This window comes from Vibrio vulnificus NBRC 15645 = ATCC 27562, from assembly GCF_002224265.1.
GTDB lineage: Bacteria > Pseudomonadota > Gammaproteobacteria > Enterobacterales > Vibrionaceae > Vibrio > Vibrio vulnificus.
Genome location: NZ_CP012881.1, coordinates 752,710 through 767,413, shown reverse-complemented (window position 1 = coordinate 767,413; position 14,704 = coordinate 752,710). Strand labels below are relative to the sequence as shown.

15 protein-coding genes are annotated in these 14,704 nt (G+C 44.9%); 7 read left to right on the top strand and 8 right to left on the bottom strand.

Annotated features, from left to right (window positions below):
- Positions 1–23: 23 nt before the first annotated feature.
- On the bottom strand, positions 24–869 hold the full coding sequence (gene queF / locus AOT11_RS03490) for an NADPH-dependent 7-cyano-7-deazaguanine reductase QueF (protein WP_017420868.1): 846 nt from the start codon (positions 867–869) through the stop codon (positions 24–26).
- 97 nt (positions 870–966) lie between these two features.
- On the opposite strand from queF, the gene syd reads away from it, so the two are divergent.
- Both syd and AOT11_RS03480 read left to right on the top strand, forming a co-directional pair.
- On the top strand, positions 967–1,512 hold the full coding sequence (gene syd, locus AOT11_RS03485) for a SecY-interacting protein (protein WP_017420869.1): 546 nt from the start codon (positions 967–969) through the stop codon (positions 1,510–1,512).
- Positions 1,513–1,515: 3 nt separating this feature from the next.
- Complete coding sequence (locus tag AOT11_RS03480) at positions 1,516–2,292, top strand: Zn-ribbon-containing protein (RefSeq protein WP_017420870.1); 777 nt, start codon at positions 1,516–1,518, stop codon at positions 2,290–2,292.
- A gap of 84 nt (positions 2,293–2,376) precedes the next feature.
- Here AOT11_RS03480 and ilpA read toward each other — a convergent pair whose 3' ends face one another.
- From ilpA to metN, 3 genes are read right to left on the bottom strand one after another with little or no spacing between them, the layout of a single operon-like run.
- Entirely contained in the window at positions 2,377–3,186 is an 810-nt protein-coding gene (gene ilpA / locus AOT11_RS03475) for a MetQ/NlpA family lipoprotein adhesin IlpA (protein ID WP_017420871.1), read from the bottom strand.
- Between the two features lie 35 nt (positions 3,187–3,221).
- On the bottom strand, positions 3,222–3,899 hold the full coding sequence (locus tag AOT11_RS03470) for a methionine ABC transporter permease (protein WP_011149698.1): 678 nt from the start codon (positions 3,897–3,899) through the stop codon (positions 3,222–3,224).
- A complete protein-coding gene (gene metN / locus AOT11_RS03465) occupies positions 3,889–4,923 on the bottom strand; it encodes a methionine ABC transporter ATP-binding protein MetN (protein ID WP_017420872.1) in 1,035 nt (344 codons plus the stop codon). Before metN ends, AOT11_RS03470 begins: the two co-directional genes overlap by 11 nt.
- 198 nt (positions 4,924–5,121) lie before the next feature.
- Here metN and gmhB point away from each other — a divergent pair, with 198 nt between their 5' ends.
- From gmhB to treC, 4 genes are all read left to right on the top strand, one after another.
- Positions 5,122–5,760, top strand: a complete 639-nt coding sequence (gene gmhB, locus AOT11_RS03460) for a D-glycero-beta-D-manno-heptose 1,7-bisphosphate 7-phosphatase (RefSeq protein ID WP_324134419.1) — start codon at positions 5,122–5,124, stop codon at positions 5,758–5,760.
- Positions 5,761–5,798: 38 nt separating this feature from the next.
- Positions 5,799–6,746 (top strand): trehalose operon repressor TreR, encoded by a 948-nt coding sequence (gene treR, locus AOT11_RS03455; protein WP_017420874.1) that lies wholly within the window; start codon positions 5,799–5,801, stop codon positions 6,744–6,746.
- A 169-nt stretch (positions 6,747–6,915) separates the two neighbouring features.
- On the top strand, positions 6,916–8,340 hold the full coding sequence (gene treB / locus AOT11_RS03450) for a PTS trehalose transporter subunit IIBC (RefSeq protein WP_026050432.1): 1,425 nt from the start codon (positions 6,916–6,918) through the stop codon (positions 8,338–8,340).
- Positions 8,341–8,406: 66 nt separating this feature from the next.
- The gene (treC, locus tag AOT11_RS03445) at positions 8,407–10,092 is read left to right on the top strand and encodes an alpha,alpha-phosphotrehalase (RefSeq protein WP_017420876.1); all 1,686 of its coding nucleotides are present in this window, start codon (positions 8,407–8,409) and stop codon (positions 10,090–10,092) included.
- A 91-nt stretch (positions 10,093–10,183) separates the two neighbouring features.
- On the opposite strand, the gene AOT11_RS03440 is transcribed toward treC, so the two are convergent.
- Both AOT11_RS03440 and AOT11_RS03435 read right to left on the bottom strand, forming a co-directional pair.
- The gene (locus AOT11_RS03440) at positions 10,184–10,369 is read right to left on the bottom strand and encodes a hypothetical protein (RefSeq protein WP_017420877.1); all 186 of its coding nucleotides are present in this window, start codon (positions 10,367–10,369) and stop codon (positions 10,184–10,186) included.
- On the bottom strand, positions 10,354–11,274 hold the full coding sequence (locus AOT11_RS03435; protein ID WP_017420878.1) for a hypothetical protein: 921 nt from the start codon (positions 11,272–11,274) through the stop codon (positions 10,354–10,356). Before AOT11_RS03435 ends, AOT11_RS03440 begins: the two co-directional genes overlap by 16 nt.
- Before the next feature lie 321 nt (positions 11,275–11,595).
- Between AOT11_RS03435 and AOT11_RS03430 the strand changes: the two genes are divergently transcribed.
- A complete protein-coding gene (locus AOT11_RS03430; protein WP_017420880.1) occupies positions 11,596–12,135 on the top strand; it encodes a prepilin-type N-terminal cleavage/methylation domain-containing protein in 540 nt (179 codons plus the stop codon).
- Between the two features lie 48 nt (positions 12,136–12,183).
- On the opposite strand, the gene AOT11_RS03425 is transcribed toward AOT11_RS03430, so the two are convergent.
- Both AOT11_RS03425 and AOT11_RS03420 read right to left on the bottom strand, forming a co-directional pair.
- Positions 12,184–13,713 carry a winged helix-turn-helix domain-containing protein gene (locus tag AOT11_RS03425; RefSeq protein WP_017420881.1) on the bottom strand — a complete coding sequence of 510 codons (1,530 nt, stop codon included), beginning with the start codon at positions 13,711–13,713 and terminating at the stop codon, positions 12,184–12,186.
- Between the two features lie 68 nt (positions 13,714–13,781).
- On the bottom strand, positions 13,782–14,381 hold the full coding sequence (locus tag AOT11_RS03420) for a YitT family protein (protein WP_013572284.1): 600 nt from the start codon (positions 14,379–14,381) through the stop codon (positions 13,782–13,784).
- Positions 14,382–14,704 lie beyond the last annotated feature (323 nt).

The window sequence follows — 14,704 nt, the reverse complement described above, 5'->3', positions numbered from 1 at the left end:
TGAATTCCTTTTTGACAGGCGTGTTACTGACGAGCCATTCGATGATTATGATCTGGCTTCGCTTGCTCGGTTGAACGGTATGGATTGATGTCTAATCCACCGCGACGAGTATAACGAGCAAACACCGTCAGTGTTTCTGGCTGACAATATTTCATGAGGTCGGTGAAAATGCGCTCTACGCACTGTTCATGGAACTCATTGTGTTCGCGGAATGACACAAGGTAGCGCAACAGTTTTTCGCGATCAATCTTGTGGCCTTGGTAGCGAATTTCGACGCTGCCCCAGTCCGGTTGATTGGTGATCAAGCAGTTCGATTTGAGCAGATGGCTGTGCAAGGTTTCTGTCACCCACTCTTCGCCCGCAGCGCCTTCGAGCAAGCGGTCATCAAAATCGTAACTGGATATGTCGATATCTTGTTCGTCGATGCATTCCCCTTCCATCGTTACGATAGGTTGCTGGGTGTAGTGAGTGACCGAGTTCACCGCCACTTCCACCGCTTCGCCTGCGCAATGAGAAAGATCGGTAATCAAGCGTTGACGAACTTCTTCCCAGCTACCAAAACGGGTTTGGTTGTAGCTGTTGAGGTAGAGTTTGAATGACTTTGATTCAATCAGGTTGGCGCTAGTGGCTGGGATATACACTTCACCGACCGCGACCTGAGGCAACCCTTTGCTGTTGAGCCAAGAGAGCTCGTATAACGTCCAGATGTCGTGGCCCATAAATGGCAGCTCGTCACCCAACTGAAGATCGTCACGGTTGAGGCTACGTGGTACAGGCTGTAGCAAGCTAGGATCGTATTGGTTGGCGTAGTCGGTTTTCTTACCCAGCGTTAGGCCAGCAAGCTCTTTCGCGTCTGAATATTTGCTCATACTTTGCGGTCATTTTCGATTAGAATGGCGGGAATTTTACTGAATCCATCGTTTAAAAGCCATCTTGTTGGCTCACAAGGTATAGAAGGAGTTATTCATGTCATCTCCAGTTTCACTGGCACTTGCTGACTTTAGTCAACGTTTTCAAACAGCGTGGCAAGCACAGCACAACGCATTGCCTAGCAGTGAAGAGTTGGCGGATTTGCCTTCTCCTTGCGTGGTGGAGTCAAAAGGAGATGAAGTGCTCTGGCGCCCAGTGAGCTTGTCTGCGCCTGCGGACTTCGCCAATGTTGAGAAGGCGATTGAGTTAACACTGCATGACGACATCAAGGCCTTTTATGGCAGCCAATTGAGTGCCGATATGGCGGCCACGTGGGATGACAATGAGCTCACGCTTTTGCAAGTGTGGAATGACGATGATTTTACTCGCCTGCAGGAAAACATTTTGGGTCATTTAGTGACGCAACGACGTCTAAAACTCAAACCCACGGTGTTTATTGCGGCAACCGATGCTGAGTTAGATGTGCTGTCGATTTGCAATATCACCGGGAATGTTGTGTTGGAGCGATTGGGCACTTCTCAGCGAGATGTCTTGGCGGAAAACGTCACCGAGTTTCTTACCAAACTCCAACCAATGGTGTAACCGATGTACGTAGTTGAATTGCAGTTTGAGTGTTTCGATAACACCACCATTAGCGCGGTCGATAAAGCGATCAATGGTTTGATGGACGCATTGCGTTACAACGGTCAAGTGTTAGGCCGAGAGTTTCCTATCGTGATGGGCGATGGTGAGTTCTTTGTTCGCGCGGTTTGCCCTGAAAAAGAGAGCTTACACCCGCGTTATCATTCCGATTATGTGCGCGTTTGTTTCAATCGACTTTCAGAGGCGGCGTTACTTGCGCCCAAAATGCGCTTGCTGGGGCGAGACATCAACTCTGAAGAAGCGGCTGAAGAAGAGACACCAAGTTGGCAAGTGTTATACACCACTTATGTGCACACCTGCTCGCCGCTGAGAAGTGGTGAAACTTTGCTACCGATCCCTTTGTATCGCAATGGCCCGACGTTAAATGGCGATCACAAAGCGGTGATTAAGTGGCAAACCGAATGGCAAGCGTGTGATGAACTGCAGATGGCCGGGGCGTGTCGTGCCGAGCATGCCGCACTGCATGAGATGTGCGATGTGGACAGTGTCTTGTTCAAGCGAGGCTGGGATATTCGTGGTCGTATTGAATACATCACGAAAGTGCCGACCTACTATTACCAATACCGTGTTGGCGGCCATTCGCTAGCCGAAGAGCAAGCGCGCAAGTGCCCCAAATGTGGTGGGGAATGGTTACTCGATGAGCCGCTGCACGATATCTTCTATTTCAAATGTGATGACTGCCGTATCGTCTCAAACATCTCTTGGGATCATTTGAAATAGCAAATGGAATCTCAATATGAAAAAGGGTTGGCGCTTTCACGCCAACCCTTTTTTTGTTTTGAACTTCGACTTTTTCTATCGAAATTACCAGCCTTTTACTACGCCGCCTTTGAAGATTTCTTTTGCTGCCGTGTAGACTTCTTCAGTTTGGTACGCTTTAACAAAGTTCTGTACATTTTCGTTTTGAACGTTGTCTTGGCGAGCCACAATCAGGTTCACGTATGGAGATTCTTTGTCTTCAACAAATACGCCATCTTTTTCTGGAGTTAGGTTGATAGAACTCGCGTAAGTGGTGTTGATCACCGATAGCGCCACATCGTCAAGAGAGCGAGGCAGTTGCGCTGCGTCTAATTCAACGATGGTGATGTTCTTTGGATTCTCAACGATGTCACGAACGGTCGCGAGTAGGCCCACTTCTGGACGTAGTTTGATCAAACCTTGTTGCTCAAGAAGCAGCAGAGAACGGCCAAGGTTGGTTGGATCGTTTGGTACCGCAATACGCACGCCGTCAGCCAACTCTTCAACCGATTTCACTTGTTTTGAGTAGCCCGCGATAGGGTAAACAAAAGTGTTGCCAGCGATGGTCAGTTTGTAGCCACGGTCTTCCACTTGACGATCTAGGTATGGTTTGTGTTGGAACGCGTTGATATCGATAGAACCGTCATCCAATGCCGCGTTTGGTGTCACGTAGTCAGTGAAAGTGACCAGTTCCACGTAAAGGCCGTATTTTTCTTTGGCTACTTTCGCTGCAACTTCCGCAACTTGTGCTTCGGCACCCGCCATAACGCCAACTTTTACTTTGCTCGTGTCAACGGCTTTTTCGCCACAACCTGCTAATACCAATGTTGAGGCTGCGGCAATAATGGTCAGTAAACCTTTGAGGCTAAATTTCATAGTAAATCTCCTTATAATTTTGAATCTTTCAATGCTTATCTGTGGTCTACGCGGCGTACGATGGCGTCACCGATAGACTGAATAATTTGTACCAACACAATCAACATCACCACAGTGACCGCCATGATAGTGACATCGTAGCGGTGGAAACCGTAGCGAATCGCCACGTCACCAAGACCGCCACCACCAACGGTGCCCGCCATGGCAGAGTAGCTCACCAAGGTTACCAACGTAATGGTGACGGAGTTAACAATGGTCGGCAATGCTTCAGGAAGCAGTACTTTAGTGATGATTTGTAGTGGTGTTGCGCCCATCGACTGCGCGGCTTCAATCAGCCCAGTCGGAACTTCCAACAGTGCTCCTTCAATGAGGCGTGCAACAAATGGGATAGCACCAATGGTGAGCGGAACAATCGCCGCTGTCGTGCCGATGAACGTGCCGACTAACAGTTTGGTGACGGGAATGATCGCCACCATCAAGACCAAAAATGGCACAGAGCGGCCAATATTGACAATGGCACCAAGTACGCTGTTGAGTTTGGTGTTTTCAAGCAAACCACCTTTTTTGGTGGTGTGCAGAATTACGCCCAAAGGAATACCAATCGCAAAACCAACGACGCCGGCAACCGCAACCATATAAAGCGTTTGCCAAGTTGCGCCCAGCAGCAGGTCAGTGTTTAAACTTAGCCATTGAGATAGGTCATTAAAGGACATAACCCAGAACCTCCACTTTTACGTTGTGCTCGCGCAGGTATTCAATCGCTGCGTTATCGTCTTCTTCGTTACCAAACAGCTCTGCGACCATCATGCCAAACTTCACACCGCCGGCGTAGTCGAGATCGGAACTGAGAATGCTGATGTCGATGTTGTATTTACGAGAAATCTGCGACACCAAAGGTGCATCAACTGTCGCGCCGGTAAATTCCAAACGTACTAGAGGATAGCTGCCTTCAACACGCGTTGCTTGCAAGCGTGCCTGGTAATCTTCAGGGATCGACAGATCTAAGGTTGAGCGAATAAAGTTATGAGCTAACTCAGTTTTTGGATGGGCAAAGATTTCTCCCACCGTACCTTTCTCGACCAACTCGCCATCACCAATGATGGCGACTTCGTGACAGATGCTTTTCACGACATCCATCTCGTGAGTAATCAACAAAATGGTGATTTTCAGCTTGCGGTTGATCTCTTTGAGCAACTCCAAAATGGATTGAGTAGTCGCAGGATCCAGCGCGCTGGTGGCTTCATCACACAGCAGTACTTTTGGATCGCTGGCCAGTGCTCGCGCAATCGCCACGCGTTGCTTTTGACCACCACTTAAGTTGGCTGGATAGCTTTCATGCTTGTCGGCCAAACCCACCAACTTGAGCAGCTCCGTTACTTTGCTTTGGATTTGCTCGTTATCTTTTCCGGCTAACTCCAATGGCAGGGCAACGTTGTCAAACACAGTGCGAGAAGAGAGCAAATTGAAGTGCTGGAAAATCATGCCGATATTGCGGCGAGTTTCGCTAAGTTGCTTTTTACTCAGTTGCGTTAAATCAACGCCATCCACCACAATGGAACCACTGCTTGGTGCTTCTAACATATTCACGCAGCGGATCAGCGTGCTTTTCCCTGCACCCGATGACCCGATCACACCAAAAATGGTGCCTTCTGCGATGTGTAAGTTAATGTCTTTCAAGGCATGTATTTCCTTACTGCCTTGATAGAACACTTTATTTACTTGGTTAATTTCAATCATTTCTCAACCTGTGCAGGGACAACAGAATAATATTTTGAGCTCCAGCTCACTTTTCAGATGATGCTATGGCTTTCGTGTTTTCAAGTCAATAGATATTTTTACGTCTAGACGTCTAAACGTTCGTTTGGGGCTAACGGATTTGCTATGAGTTAGGTGATATTCGTATATAGAGGGTGTTTTGACGATGTACCTCACGGCTTGGAAACTCGCAATGTAGCGCTTTTAAGGTATAATCTCGGCTTATATTCCTTTGTGACAGAGACAGATACTTTGGCAAAACCAGCTGTTTTTTTGGATCGTGATGGCGTGATTAACGTTGATCATGGTTACGTTCATGACGAGCACGACTTTGAATACATTGAAGGTGTGTTTGAGGCGACGAAGGCCCTAAAGGATATGGGGTATCTTTTGGTGTTGGTCACCAATCAGTCGGGGATTGCCCGTGGCAAATTTAGCGAAGATCGCTTCCTTTCTTTGACCCAATGGATGGATTGGAATTTCGCGGACAACGGCGTTGAATTTGACGGTATTTATTACTGTCCGCACCATGCAGAACACGGTGTGGGGGATTACAAACAAGATTGTGATTGTCGCAAACCCAAACCTGGGATGTTTATCTCAGCGCGTGATTTCCTCAAAATCGATATGGCTCGCTCGGTGATGGTGGGTGACAAAGCCGAAGATATGATGGCTGCCGAAGCGGCAGGGGTTGCAACTAAGATTTTGGTACGCACTGGTAAACCTGTCACACCGCAGGGTGAGCAACTGGCAACGGTGGTGCTTGATAGCATCCGCGATGTGCCACTCTATGTAAAAGAACAAGTAAAAGGTCGCTAAGCGGCCTTTTTATTATTGAACGTCTTTCCTGGCCTATTATGAGCAAAAAGCTAACTATTCTCGATATTGCCCGTTTGTCTGGGGTCGGTAAATCGACCGTTTCGCGCGTGCTGACCAATGATCCCAAGGTAAAACCTGAAACCCGAGCGAAAGTAGAACAGGTGATACAAGACTCAGGTTATGTGCCTTCTAAATCTGCTCAATCGATGCGTGGTGGTAGTCAGAAGGTGGTTGGGGTGATTATCTCGCGTCTTGACTCACCCTCAGAAAATCGAGCTGTCGGTAGTATGCTTAATGTGCTGTATCAAGCAGGGTATGATGCGGTGATCATGGAGAGTCAGTTCGATCGCGAGAAGACCAACGAGCACTTAGAAGTGTTGCGTCGTCGTAATGTCGATGGCGTTATTGTGTTTGGCTTTACCGATATCGATCTACAAACCTTAGCCGGTTGGCAAGATCGAGCCGTGGTGATTGCCACGCCTGCGGAAGAGGTGTCTTCGATTAACTACGATAATCAGCGCGTGATTGAGCTGGCGTTAGAACACTTGCAATATTTATCGCTGAGCCATATCGCTTATATTGGTGTGAATAAAGAAGATAAAACCACGGGCTGGTCGCGTTTAAATGCCTACTTGTCGTGGTGCCAAAAACACGGTGTTGAGGCTCGTTATCAAACTGGCAAACTCAATCATGAGAGTGCCTATCACTTAGTTGATGGGGTGTTAGCGGACAATACTCAAGCGATTGTCTGTGCGAGCGATACCTTGGCATTGGGCGTCATCAAACGACTTCAAGAACTGGGACGTGAAGACGTTTGTGTCACAGGCGTGGGCGGCAATGAGTTGCTCTCTTTTCTTTTTCCAAAGGTGTTCAGTGTCGATCCCGGTTACAAGCAAGCGGGAGAAAAGGCCGCTAAGATGCTGATTTCTCAAATGAATGGTGAGGAAACTATCTCACACATCACTCAAGCGCCGATCCAACGCTAACCCTTTCATTTTTATTGTGTTTCCGATCTAGACTGTGATCACTTTCAATTAATGGGACTGTTCCCATTTTGTTTATTTATAAAAGCTGGCAATATTAAATTAAGAAATGGGAATGTTCCCATTATCTAAAAACTATAATTGAGTAGATCAGAATAGGGTGGACAGAGTTATGAGTAAGATAGCGCGCAAGGACGTCGAACGTCTCATCGAGCTTATCGGAGGAAATGACAACATCGCCAGTGTCAGCCACTGTTTGACACGCCTTCGCTTTGTGTTGAACGACACGTCGGCCGCCGATGTTAAGCAAATCGAAACATTGCCGATGGTTAAAGGATGCTTTACCAACGCGGGTCAATTTCAAGTGGTGATTGGCACGGAAGTTGATGCTGTCTATAAAGTGTTGCTCGAGGTTTCAGGTAAATCGGAAGCGAGCAAAGACGATGCGAAATTGGCGGCTCGTCAAAACATGAACATCATTGAGCGTGGAATCTCCCATCTTGCTGAAATTTTTGTCCCTCTGCTCCCTGCGATCATCACTGGTGGTTTAATCCTTGGCTTCCGCAATGTAATTGGTGACATCAAGATGTTTGATGGCCAGACATTGACGGAGATTAGCCAGTTTTGGGCAACGGTTCACTCCTTTTTATGGTTGATTGGCGAAGCGATTTTCTTCTTCCTACCGGTAGGGGTTTGTTGGTCTACCGTGAAGAAACTTGGCGGAACACCGATTCTGGGCATTACGCTCGGTGTCACACTGGTTTCACCGCAGCTCATGAACGCCTACTTAATTGGTAAACAAGCCCCAGAAGTGTGGGACTTTGGCCTGTTTGTGATTGAAAAGGTCGGCTATCAAGCGCAGGTGATCCCAGCTATGTTGGCTGGTGTCGCGTTGGCTTTCATTGAAACCAACTTAAAGCGCATCGTCCCTTCTTACCTCTACCTCGTGGTGGTGCCGTTTGTCTCGATCATCCTATCCGTTATTCTTGCCCATTCTTTGATTGGTCCGTTTGGCCGTGTGCTGGGTGATGGCGTGGCATTTGCGGCAAAAGCGGCCATGACGGGCGATTTTGCAGTGTTAGGGTCGATGATCTTTGGCTTCTTGTACGCACCACTAGTGATCACCGGTATTCACCATACAACCAACGCCGTGGATTTGCAGTTGATGCAAGAGATGGGTGGTACGCCAATTTGGCCGTTGATTGCATTGTCAAATATCGCGCAGGCGTCTGCCGTTGTCGGCATCATTATTATCAGTAAAAAACATGGCGAGCGTGACATCTCTGTGCCAGCTGCGATTTCAGCCTATTTAGGTGTGACTGAGCCTGCCATGTACGGCATCAACCTCAAGTACAAGTTCCCTATGTTAAGCGCGATGATTGGTAGCGCTGTAGCGGCCGCAATTTGTGGTAGTGCTGGTGTGATGGCAAATGGTATCGGGGTGGGTGGCCTACCTGGCATTCTCTCAATTCAACCACAATTTTGGGGCGTTTACGCACTGGCGATGCTAACCGCCATTGTGCTGCCAGCAGCCCTCACTTTAGTGTTTTACAAGCGAGCAGAAGCCAAAGGCGATCTCGAACCGGTAAACGCATAATTTCATCGATTTGGAGTGGCGAATGGCCACTCCGCTTTGTTTCTCTTCGGTAAGTGAGTCTTTACCATGACAACACGCAACACAGATGCCCATTGGTGGAAAACCGCCACTATCTATCAAATTTACCCAAAAAGCTTTTGCGACAGTGGGGCAAAGGGGACGGGAGATATCCAAGGCATCATCTCTAAGTTGGAATACTTGAAGCATCTCGGTATTGATGCAATCTGGCTGACGCCGGTTTACCAATCGCCGATGGTCGATAATGGATACGACATTTCGGATTACTACCAAATTAACCCTCAGTTTGGCACGATGGCGGATTTTGATGAGTTGCTCGAGAAAGCGCATCAGCTCGGAATCCGTCTTATCATGGACATTGTGGTGAACCACACCTCGACCGAGCACGCTTGGTTTCAATCGGCATTGGGTAACAAAAACAGTCCATATCGGGATTACTACATCTGGAAAGACCCGGTCGAAGGAAAGGAGCCGAATAATTGGCAGTCTAAGTTTGGCGGCAGCGCTTGGGCGCTGGATGAACAAACCGGCCAATATTATCTGCACCTTTTTGCCAAAGAGCAGGCCGATCTCAATTGGGAAAATCCTACGGTTCGTGAGGAAGTGAAAAACGTTATTCGTTTTTGGGCGGAAAAAGGCGTTGACGGATTTCGTCTGGACGTCATCAATCTGATTTCGAAGCAACAAGATTTTTGCAATGATGAGATTGGCGACGGGCGTCGTTTTTATACCGATGGACCGCGTGTACACGACTATCTCCAAGAGATCAGTCAAGCTGTTTTCCAAAAGTATGGCAGTGTGACCGTAGGTGAGATGTCGTCGACAACCTTAGAGCATTGTCAGCAGTACTCCTCTCTTGATGGCAAAGAACTTTCCATGGTGTTCAATTTTCATCACCTGAAAGTGGATTATCCAAAGGGTGAAAAATGGACCAGGGCACCATTTGATTTTCTACAACTCAAACAGATCTTTAATCATTGGCAAACTGGCCTGAATGGCAAAGGTTGGGGAGCGCTCTTTTGGTGTAACCATGATCAGCCACGTGTCGTGAGCCGTTTGGGGAACGATCAAGCGTATCGGGTTGAATCTGCAAAGATGTTGGCAGCCTCGGTTCATATGATGCAAGGCACGCCTTACGTTTATCAAGGCGAAGAAATTGGCATGACCAACCCAGGGTATACCGAGATTGAACAGTATCGTGATGTTGAAAGCACCAACATGTATCAGATCATGGTTGAGCAGCAGGGAGTTGACCATGACGAGATGATGGCGATTTTGGCACAAAAGTCTCGTGATAATTCACGCACCCCAATGCAATGGTCAGATGAAAAACACGCAGGATTTACACAAGGAGAACCGTGGTTAGCGGTGGCGAGTAACTACTCGAAGATCAACGCGGAAGCGGCTGTGGCGGATCTCAATTCTGTGTTCTATTTCTATAAACGATTGATTGAACTACGTAAAGAAGTGCCAGTGATCACCCAAGGTGATTATCAAGACTTATTACCCGAGCATCAGAGTGTGTTTGCCTATGCGCGGACCAGTTCGGCTCAGCAACTGGTGTGCATCAATAACTACTACGGGGAAGAGGTGGAGTGTGTATTGCCATTGGGTCTCGACATGCGTAAAGCGAAATGTTTGCTGTCTAATTACCAAAATCGACCGAGTGCCATGGCTTCACATCACCAAGTACTCAAACCTTACGAGACTCGTATTCTCTTGATTGAACGTTAAGTTTGTTGTTCGTTGTAAAGAACGCTAATGGCACGCCCCTAATACGTTCAAAGGCTTTGGAAGTTCCAAAGCCTTTTTTTCGTAAAACTCATTAGTGCTGTGTGAGCATTTCAAGCTCTTCGTACGAGAGATGGACATGATGAGAAACAGATGGCTCAGAAATAGACACATTCAGCTCGTTGAGCAGCATTGCCAGTTTGTTTATTGGCCATTGTTGAAGTTGAGCTTTAACCGCCTCATAGGTGTCATCCAACTCTTCTCTTACTGCGTTGTCCATTTCAAGTCCTGCAAAGTTAGCGTTGTTTGATCTAGACCGATGATCTCAATGTGTCGTAGATAGCCAAATGTAGGATGATAAATCGTCGTGATTTTGTCATCGATGAGCGTAGTGCTTGACGGCTGAGCATCATTGAGGCATTCAAGAGTTAATGTTGAGTTATATTCGATTAAGCCAATTTCGATCTGTTGATTATTAATCATCTCAAGAAATTTGCCATTTTCTAATCTTTTTGGCGCTCTTTTCCAGTTCAAAGAACAGCGGCTGATCACCATTTGAGTGTCATTAATATCATAATGTTTGATTAATCGATATGCGTCATCATCGCTGATTTTTAGACCGATAATCTCATGCTTCAAAGATGATAATTTTATCTCTTTATCTTTATATGTTTGTGCTGATTTTGGAAATTCCAAACCGTCAAAAATACCGATTAAGGAAGGGTGTTTATTGAACAAATTAATCAGGCTCAACGACACCTCTTCGTTGATTCGATATAATTGACCATCTTTGTCATATAAGAAATCAGTATCTTCAACTCCCATAGAATTCTTAATGATTCTAACGTAAAAGTTTTCTACCCCATTATTGACGTGGTTATTAATCACAGTTTCCAATTGAACAGCCTCATCTTGAGGGAGAGTATTTAATAACTCAATGAGTTCAACTGAATTTTTTGGTATGTACTGAATGTAAAAAATCTCGGATGACTCTTCACCAAGATGCTCTGTTTTTTCTTCATAGCTTAGCCATTGTCCATTTTTAGGAGAAAATTTGGCTTTATTAAAGTCCAGCTCGGATTGAGTTTGCTTTTCTGGGATAGGCGATGATGAATTTGATGAACCATTGCAACCAGATAGAAGTAATAACGATAAAACAGATAGTGAGATTAGGTTCTTATTCATGATTTTAATCCAGTAAAAATATTGATGCGTTTATGTTGTCTTCATTTTTGCTGATGTGTGAGTGCTAAGCCAAATCATGAAAGTTAACAAATGGAAATGAAACTTAATTTTATGTTTAAGTTTTTGTTTTTAGAGTGGTTTTCTTGGGTGTTGTTTGATTTTAAAATCAAATTTGAGTGTTATGTTCTGGCCTTCTTAACCTGTGGTGTTAAGGTGGTTACAGGTTTTGTTTAGAATTGTTTTACTTTGTTGTTTTAACTATTTAATAAAGTTCGATAATTTCTCTTCAGTCAAAGTGACAATAAAAAATAGGAGAAATAAATGCGTAATAACAATGGTTATAGTTTAATTGAGTTGGTGGTTGTCATTGTCGTTATTGGTATTTTGTCGGTGGCCGCCGTGCCAAAGTTTATGAATATCCAAAATGAAGCAAGAGAAGCTCGACTTTATAGTGTTCGAGGTGCTCTAGAATCTGGTGTTAATATGGCTCACGGCATGATGATGTTAGAGGGGAAAGAGCACTATCGTTATGTTTCAAACAAAATTGATGGTCAAACTGCAGATGGTTATGGTGTCATTCCTGCACAGAACTTACCATTTAAAGGGTGCGAGGTTGATGGAAGCAAAAGTTGTGCATTTATTTATGGCTATCCCGATGCTGACGAAAATAACCTATCTATTGTTCTAAAAGGTATTCTAGGTTCATCTTCATTATGGAAAGTACATAGAACAGAAAATGAAAGAGGCACTGCTTATATTACACCACTGAATCAAAGTGAGTTTAAACAGTGCTCAGTACGCTATCAGATTCCTCTTTCCCAAGAAGAAGAATACCGAATCGATGTACTACCTTGTGCTTAATCATAGACACTAGATAAGTAAAGCCATGAGTCTAAGAGGCTCATGGTTTTACTTTTTTTCCAGAACCTTAGCCATGGTTTTACAATAAGCTTCAAGCATGTTGCGCCAAGCATGCGTCATAGTTTTATTTGAAAACTCACTCTCCAATTGATTCCAAGGTGACAAGCAGGTTTCAACGGACTCTGGTTGAGCAAGCCGCTCAAACAACGCTTTTGAAGGAACGCTATGGGATAGTGAAACGATGGATTGTAGATAATTTTTCATAAAGAGATCTTCTCGGCCGCTTTTATAAGAAATGTCGGAAACGAGAAGGTAAATAAAGGCGTTATCAATCCTAGAGCCGCCGACAGGAGTGCGCAGAAAATCAAACGCATTTTCTAAGCTTCCCACTTTTAGGTTAATTAAGCCCAGCCATATTCCTAGTTCGTCAGGAAGTGGTGTGAAACGTGTATAAAGTTGGCTAATGGCTTTCTCTAGCTGCCCTTTATTGCTTTCAAATAACGTAGTGTGTCGAGCAAAATAGAGTGCTTTAAACTCATCATCTGGAATGAATGAACCATCGGCAATTTCACGATCATACTGCGTAAACACAGACAAATTATCCAATTGCCAATCGTATTCTATCGGAATAGGAAGCGCAAAAAAACGAGCAATATCTTGCTGTAGGGGTAATAGAGAAAGGCTCAAGCTATTGAGATTAATGATGTAGTTTTTTTTGAAAACCTCTTTATCCGATGCAGAAAAGATCAACTTGGCTTCTGCATGTATCGTAAAAGGAATGTCGAGATCTTTTAAGCGAAGGTTGAGTTTGTATTCACTTGCGATGCTCTCCTTTGCTCCAGGCCAGTAAGGGCCATCATCGATTGTCGTTACGAAGTAGCTCGGAATGTCTTGATTGACCAAATCGGTATAGGGATACTCAATTTGTTGTTCAAGAATCAAAGCTTTAATAACTCTTCGATGCTGTTTCGATTGGGGGCCTGTTGCATCAACTCGATTGAGAAGAAGCTCTCTCATTTGGATGGTTTGTTGCTTGCGATATTGTTCGATCAAGCTGCTCGTTTCTGAGATATACAGATAAGACAGAACAAAAAAAGCCATAGAAAGAAGCATGAGCAAGTAGTGTACGGGCTTCATTTTGGCTATTTTGGCGCTTAACGCGAGATGAATTGTCGGAGAGGCGTCAGGTTGGGGTTGCTGCTCTTCTTGTTCGTGCACAAGTAACTTCACTTGGCTTTCGCAAAGGTAATAGCCTTTACGGGGATAAGTCACCAATATCTTGGTTGCATCTTCATTGGTTAGATATTTTTGAAGAAGCGCTCGGAAAGTCGATATTCTATTGGTCAATACATTTTTAGAAATGTAGTCGCTACGCCAGATTTCTTGAATAATCGCATTCGCAGAGAGCGGTTCACCGACATGAGTGAGCAAAAATTCAAGTAGTTCAATGGTTCTCGGCTCTAAATCGATCGGCTCATCGTTATAAAGCAAGTGCTTTTTCTGCGGATCATAGATCATTCCACCGATTTTAATCAGACAGCCAATCTCTTTTGCTTCTTCAAGAATATTTCGCATCATGTAGGAAGAGTATTGTTAATATTTGCCTGTATTATATAACATTTTTCCTAAACGAAGTGTGCGCATTGTTAGGTGTAATGGATTTTGTATCGATGCGGCTTATGATTCATCGCGAGTACTAAATTCAACGCAAAAGCGCCGAGAATCGACAGTGCGATCGTGGTCGGGCTGACAAAGAAAAAGGAAGCAAATAGGATGGTTGCATCAATTGCCATCTGCGATTTCCCCACTGAAACACCAAATTTATCTTGGATGTAGAGGCAAAGCACGTTAAAGCCCCCCAAACTGGAGCGATGACGAAATAAGATAAGCATTCCTAGGCCCATTAACAGCCCACCCGCAATCGCGCAGTAAACTTCATTGATATGCTCAACAGAGATTACTAAATATAGGTTATCGGCAAAAATTGAGACTAAACCACCAGAAATGGCACTATTAAAAGCAAAGCGACGCCCATAGCGTTTCCAAGCCAATAAATAGAAAGGGCAGTTCGCCAAAAAATACAACATTCCAAAAGTGAATGGAGTAAACTGAGTGACTAACAGAGCAAGCCCAGTTGTCCCGCCTGTCAGTAGATTGGCTGATTGCAGAAAAAAGACGCCTTGGGCGACGAGAAAGGTGCCGGTTAATATGGCGATCCAGTCTTCTCTACGTGAGTGTTTTTCCATCAGTGGTTAAATTTCATTTGCGATTGAGGGCGTGCATAGTAGTAAAAAGCTGATCTTTTTGGTAGCTAGCGGGCTAAAATTAGGGTAAACCTATGTAATTGTTGTTTTACAGGGTGTGAAACGCAAAATTGACACTTTAGATTGCATTTTCGCTTAAGGACAAAGCCAAGATGAAATCTTTCACATGTCATCATGAAGAAACTGCATAGAGAAAAATGAATTTTCTCTTTATGACCTGGATCAAATTATGTAGAATGCGCGCCATTACGGTGACGAAAACGTTTGCGTTGGGTCATTAACCAGTTTTTTTGCAACTTTCAGTC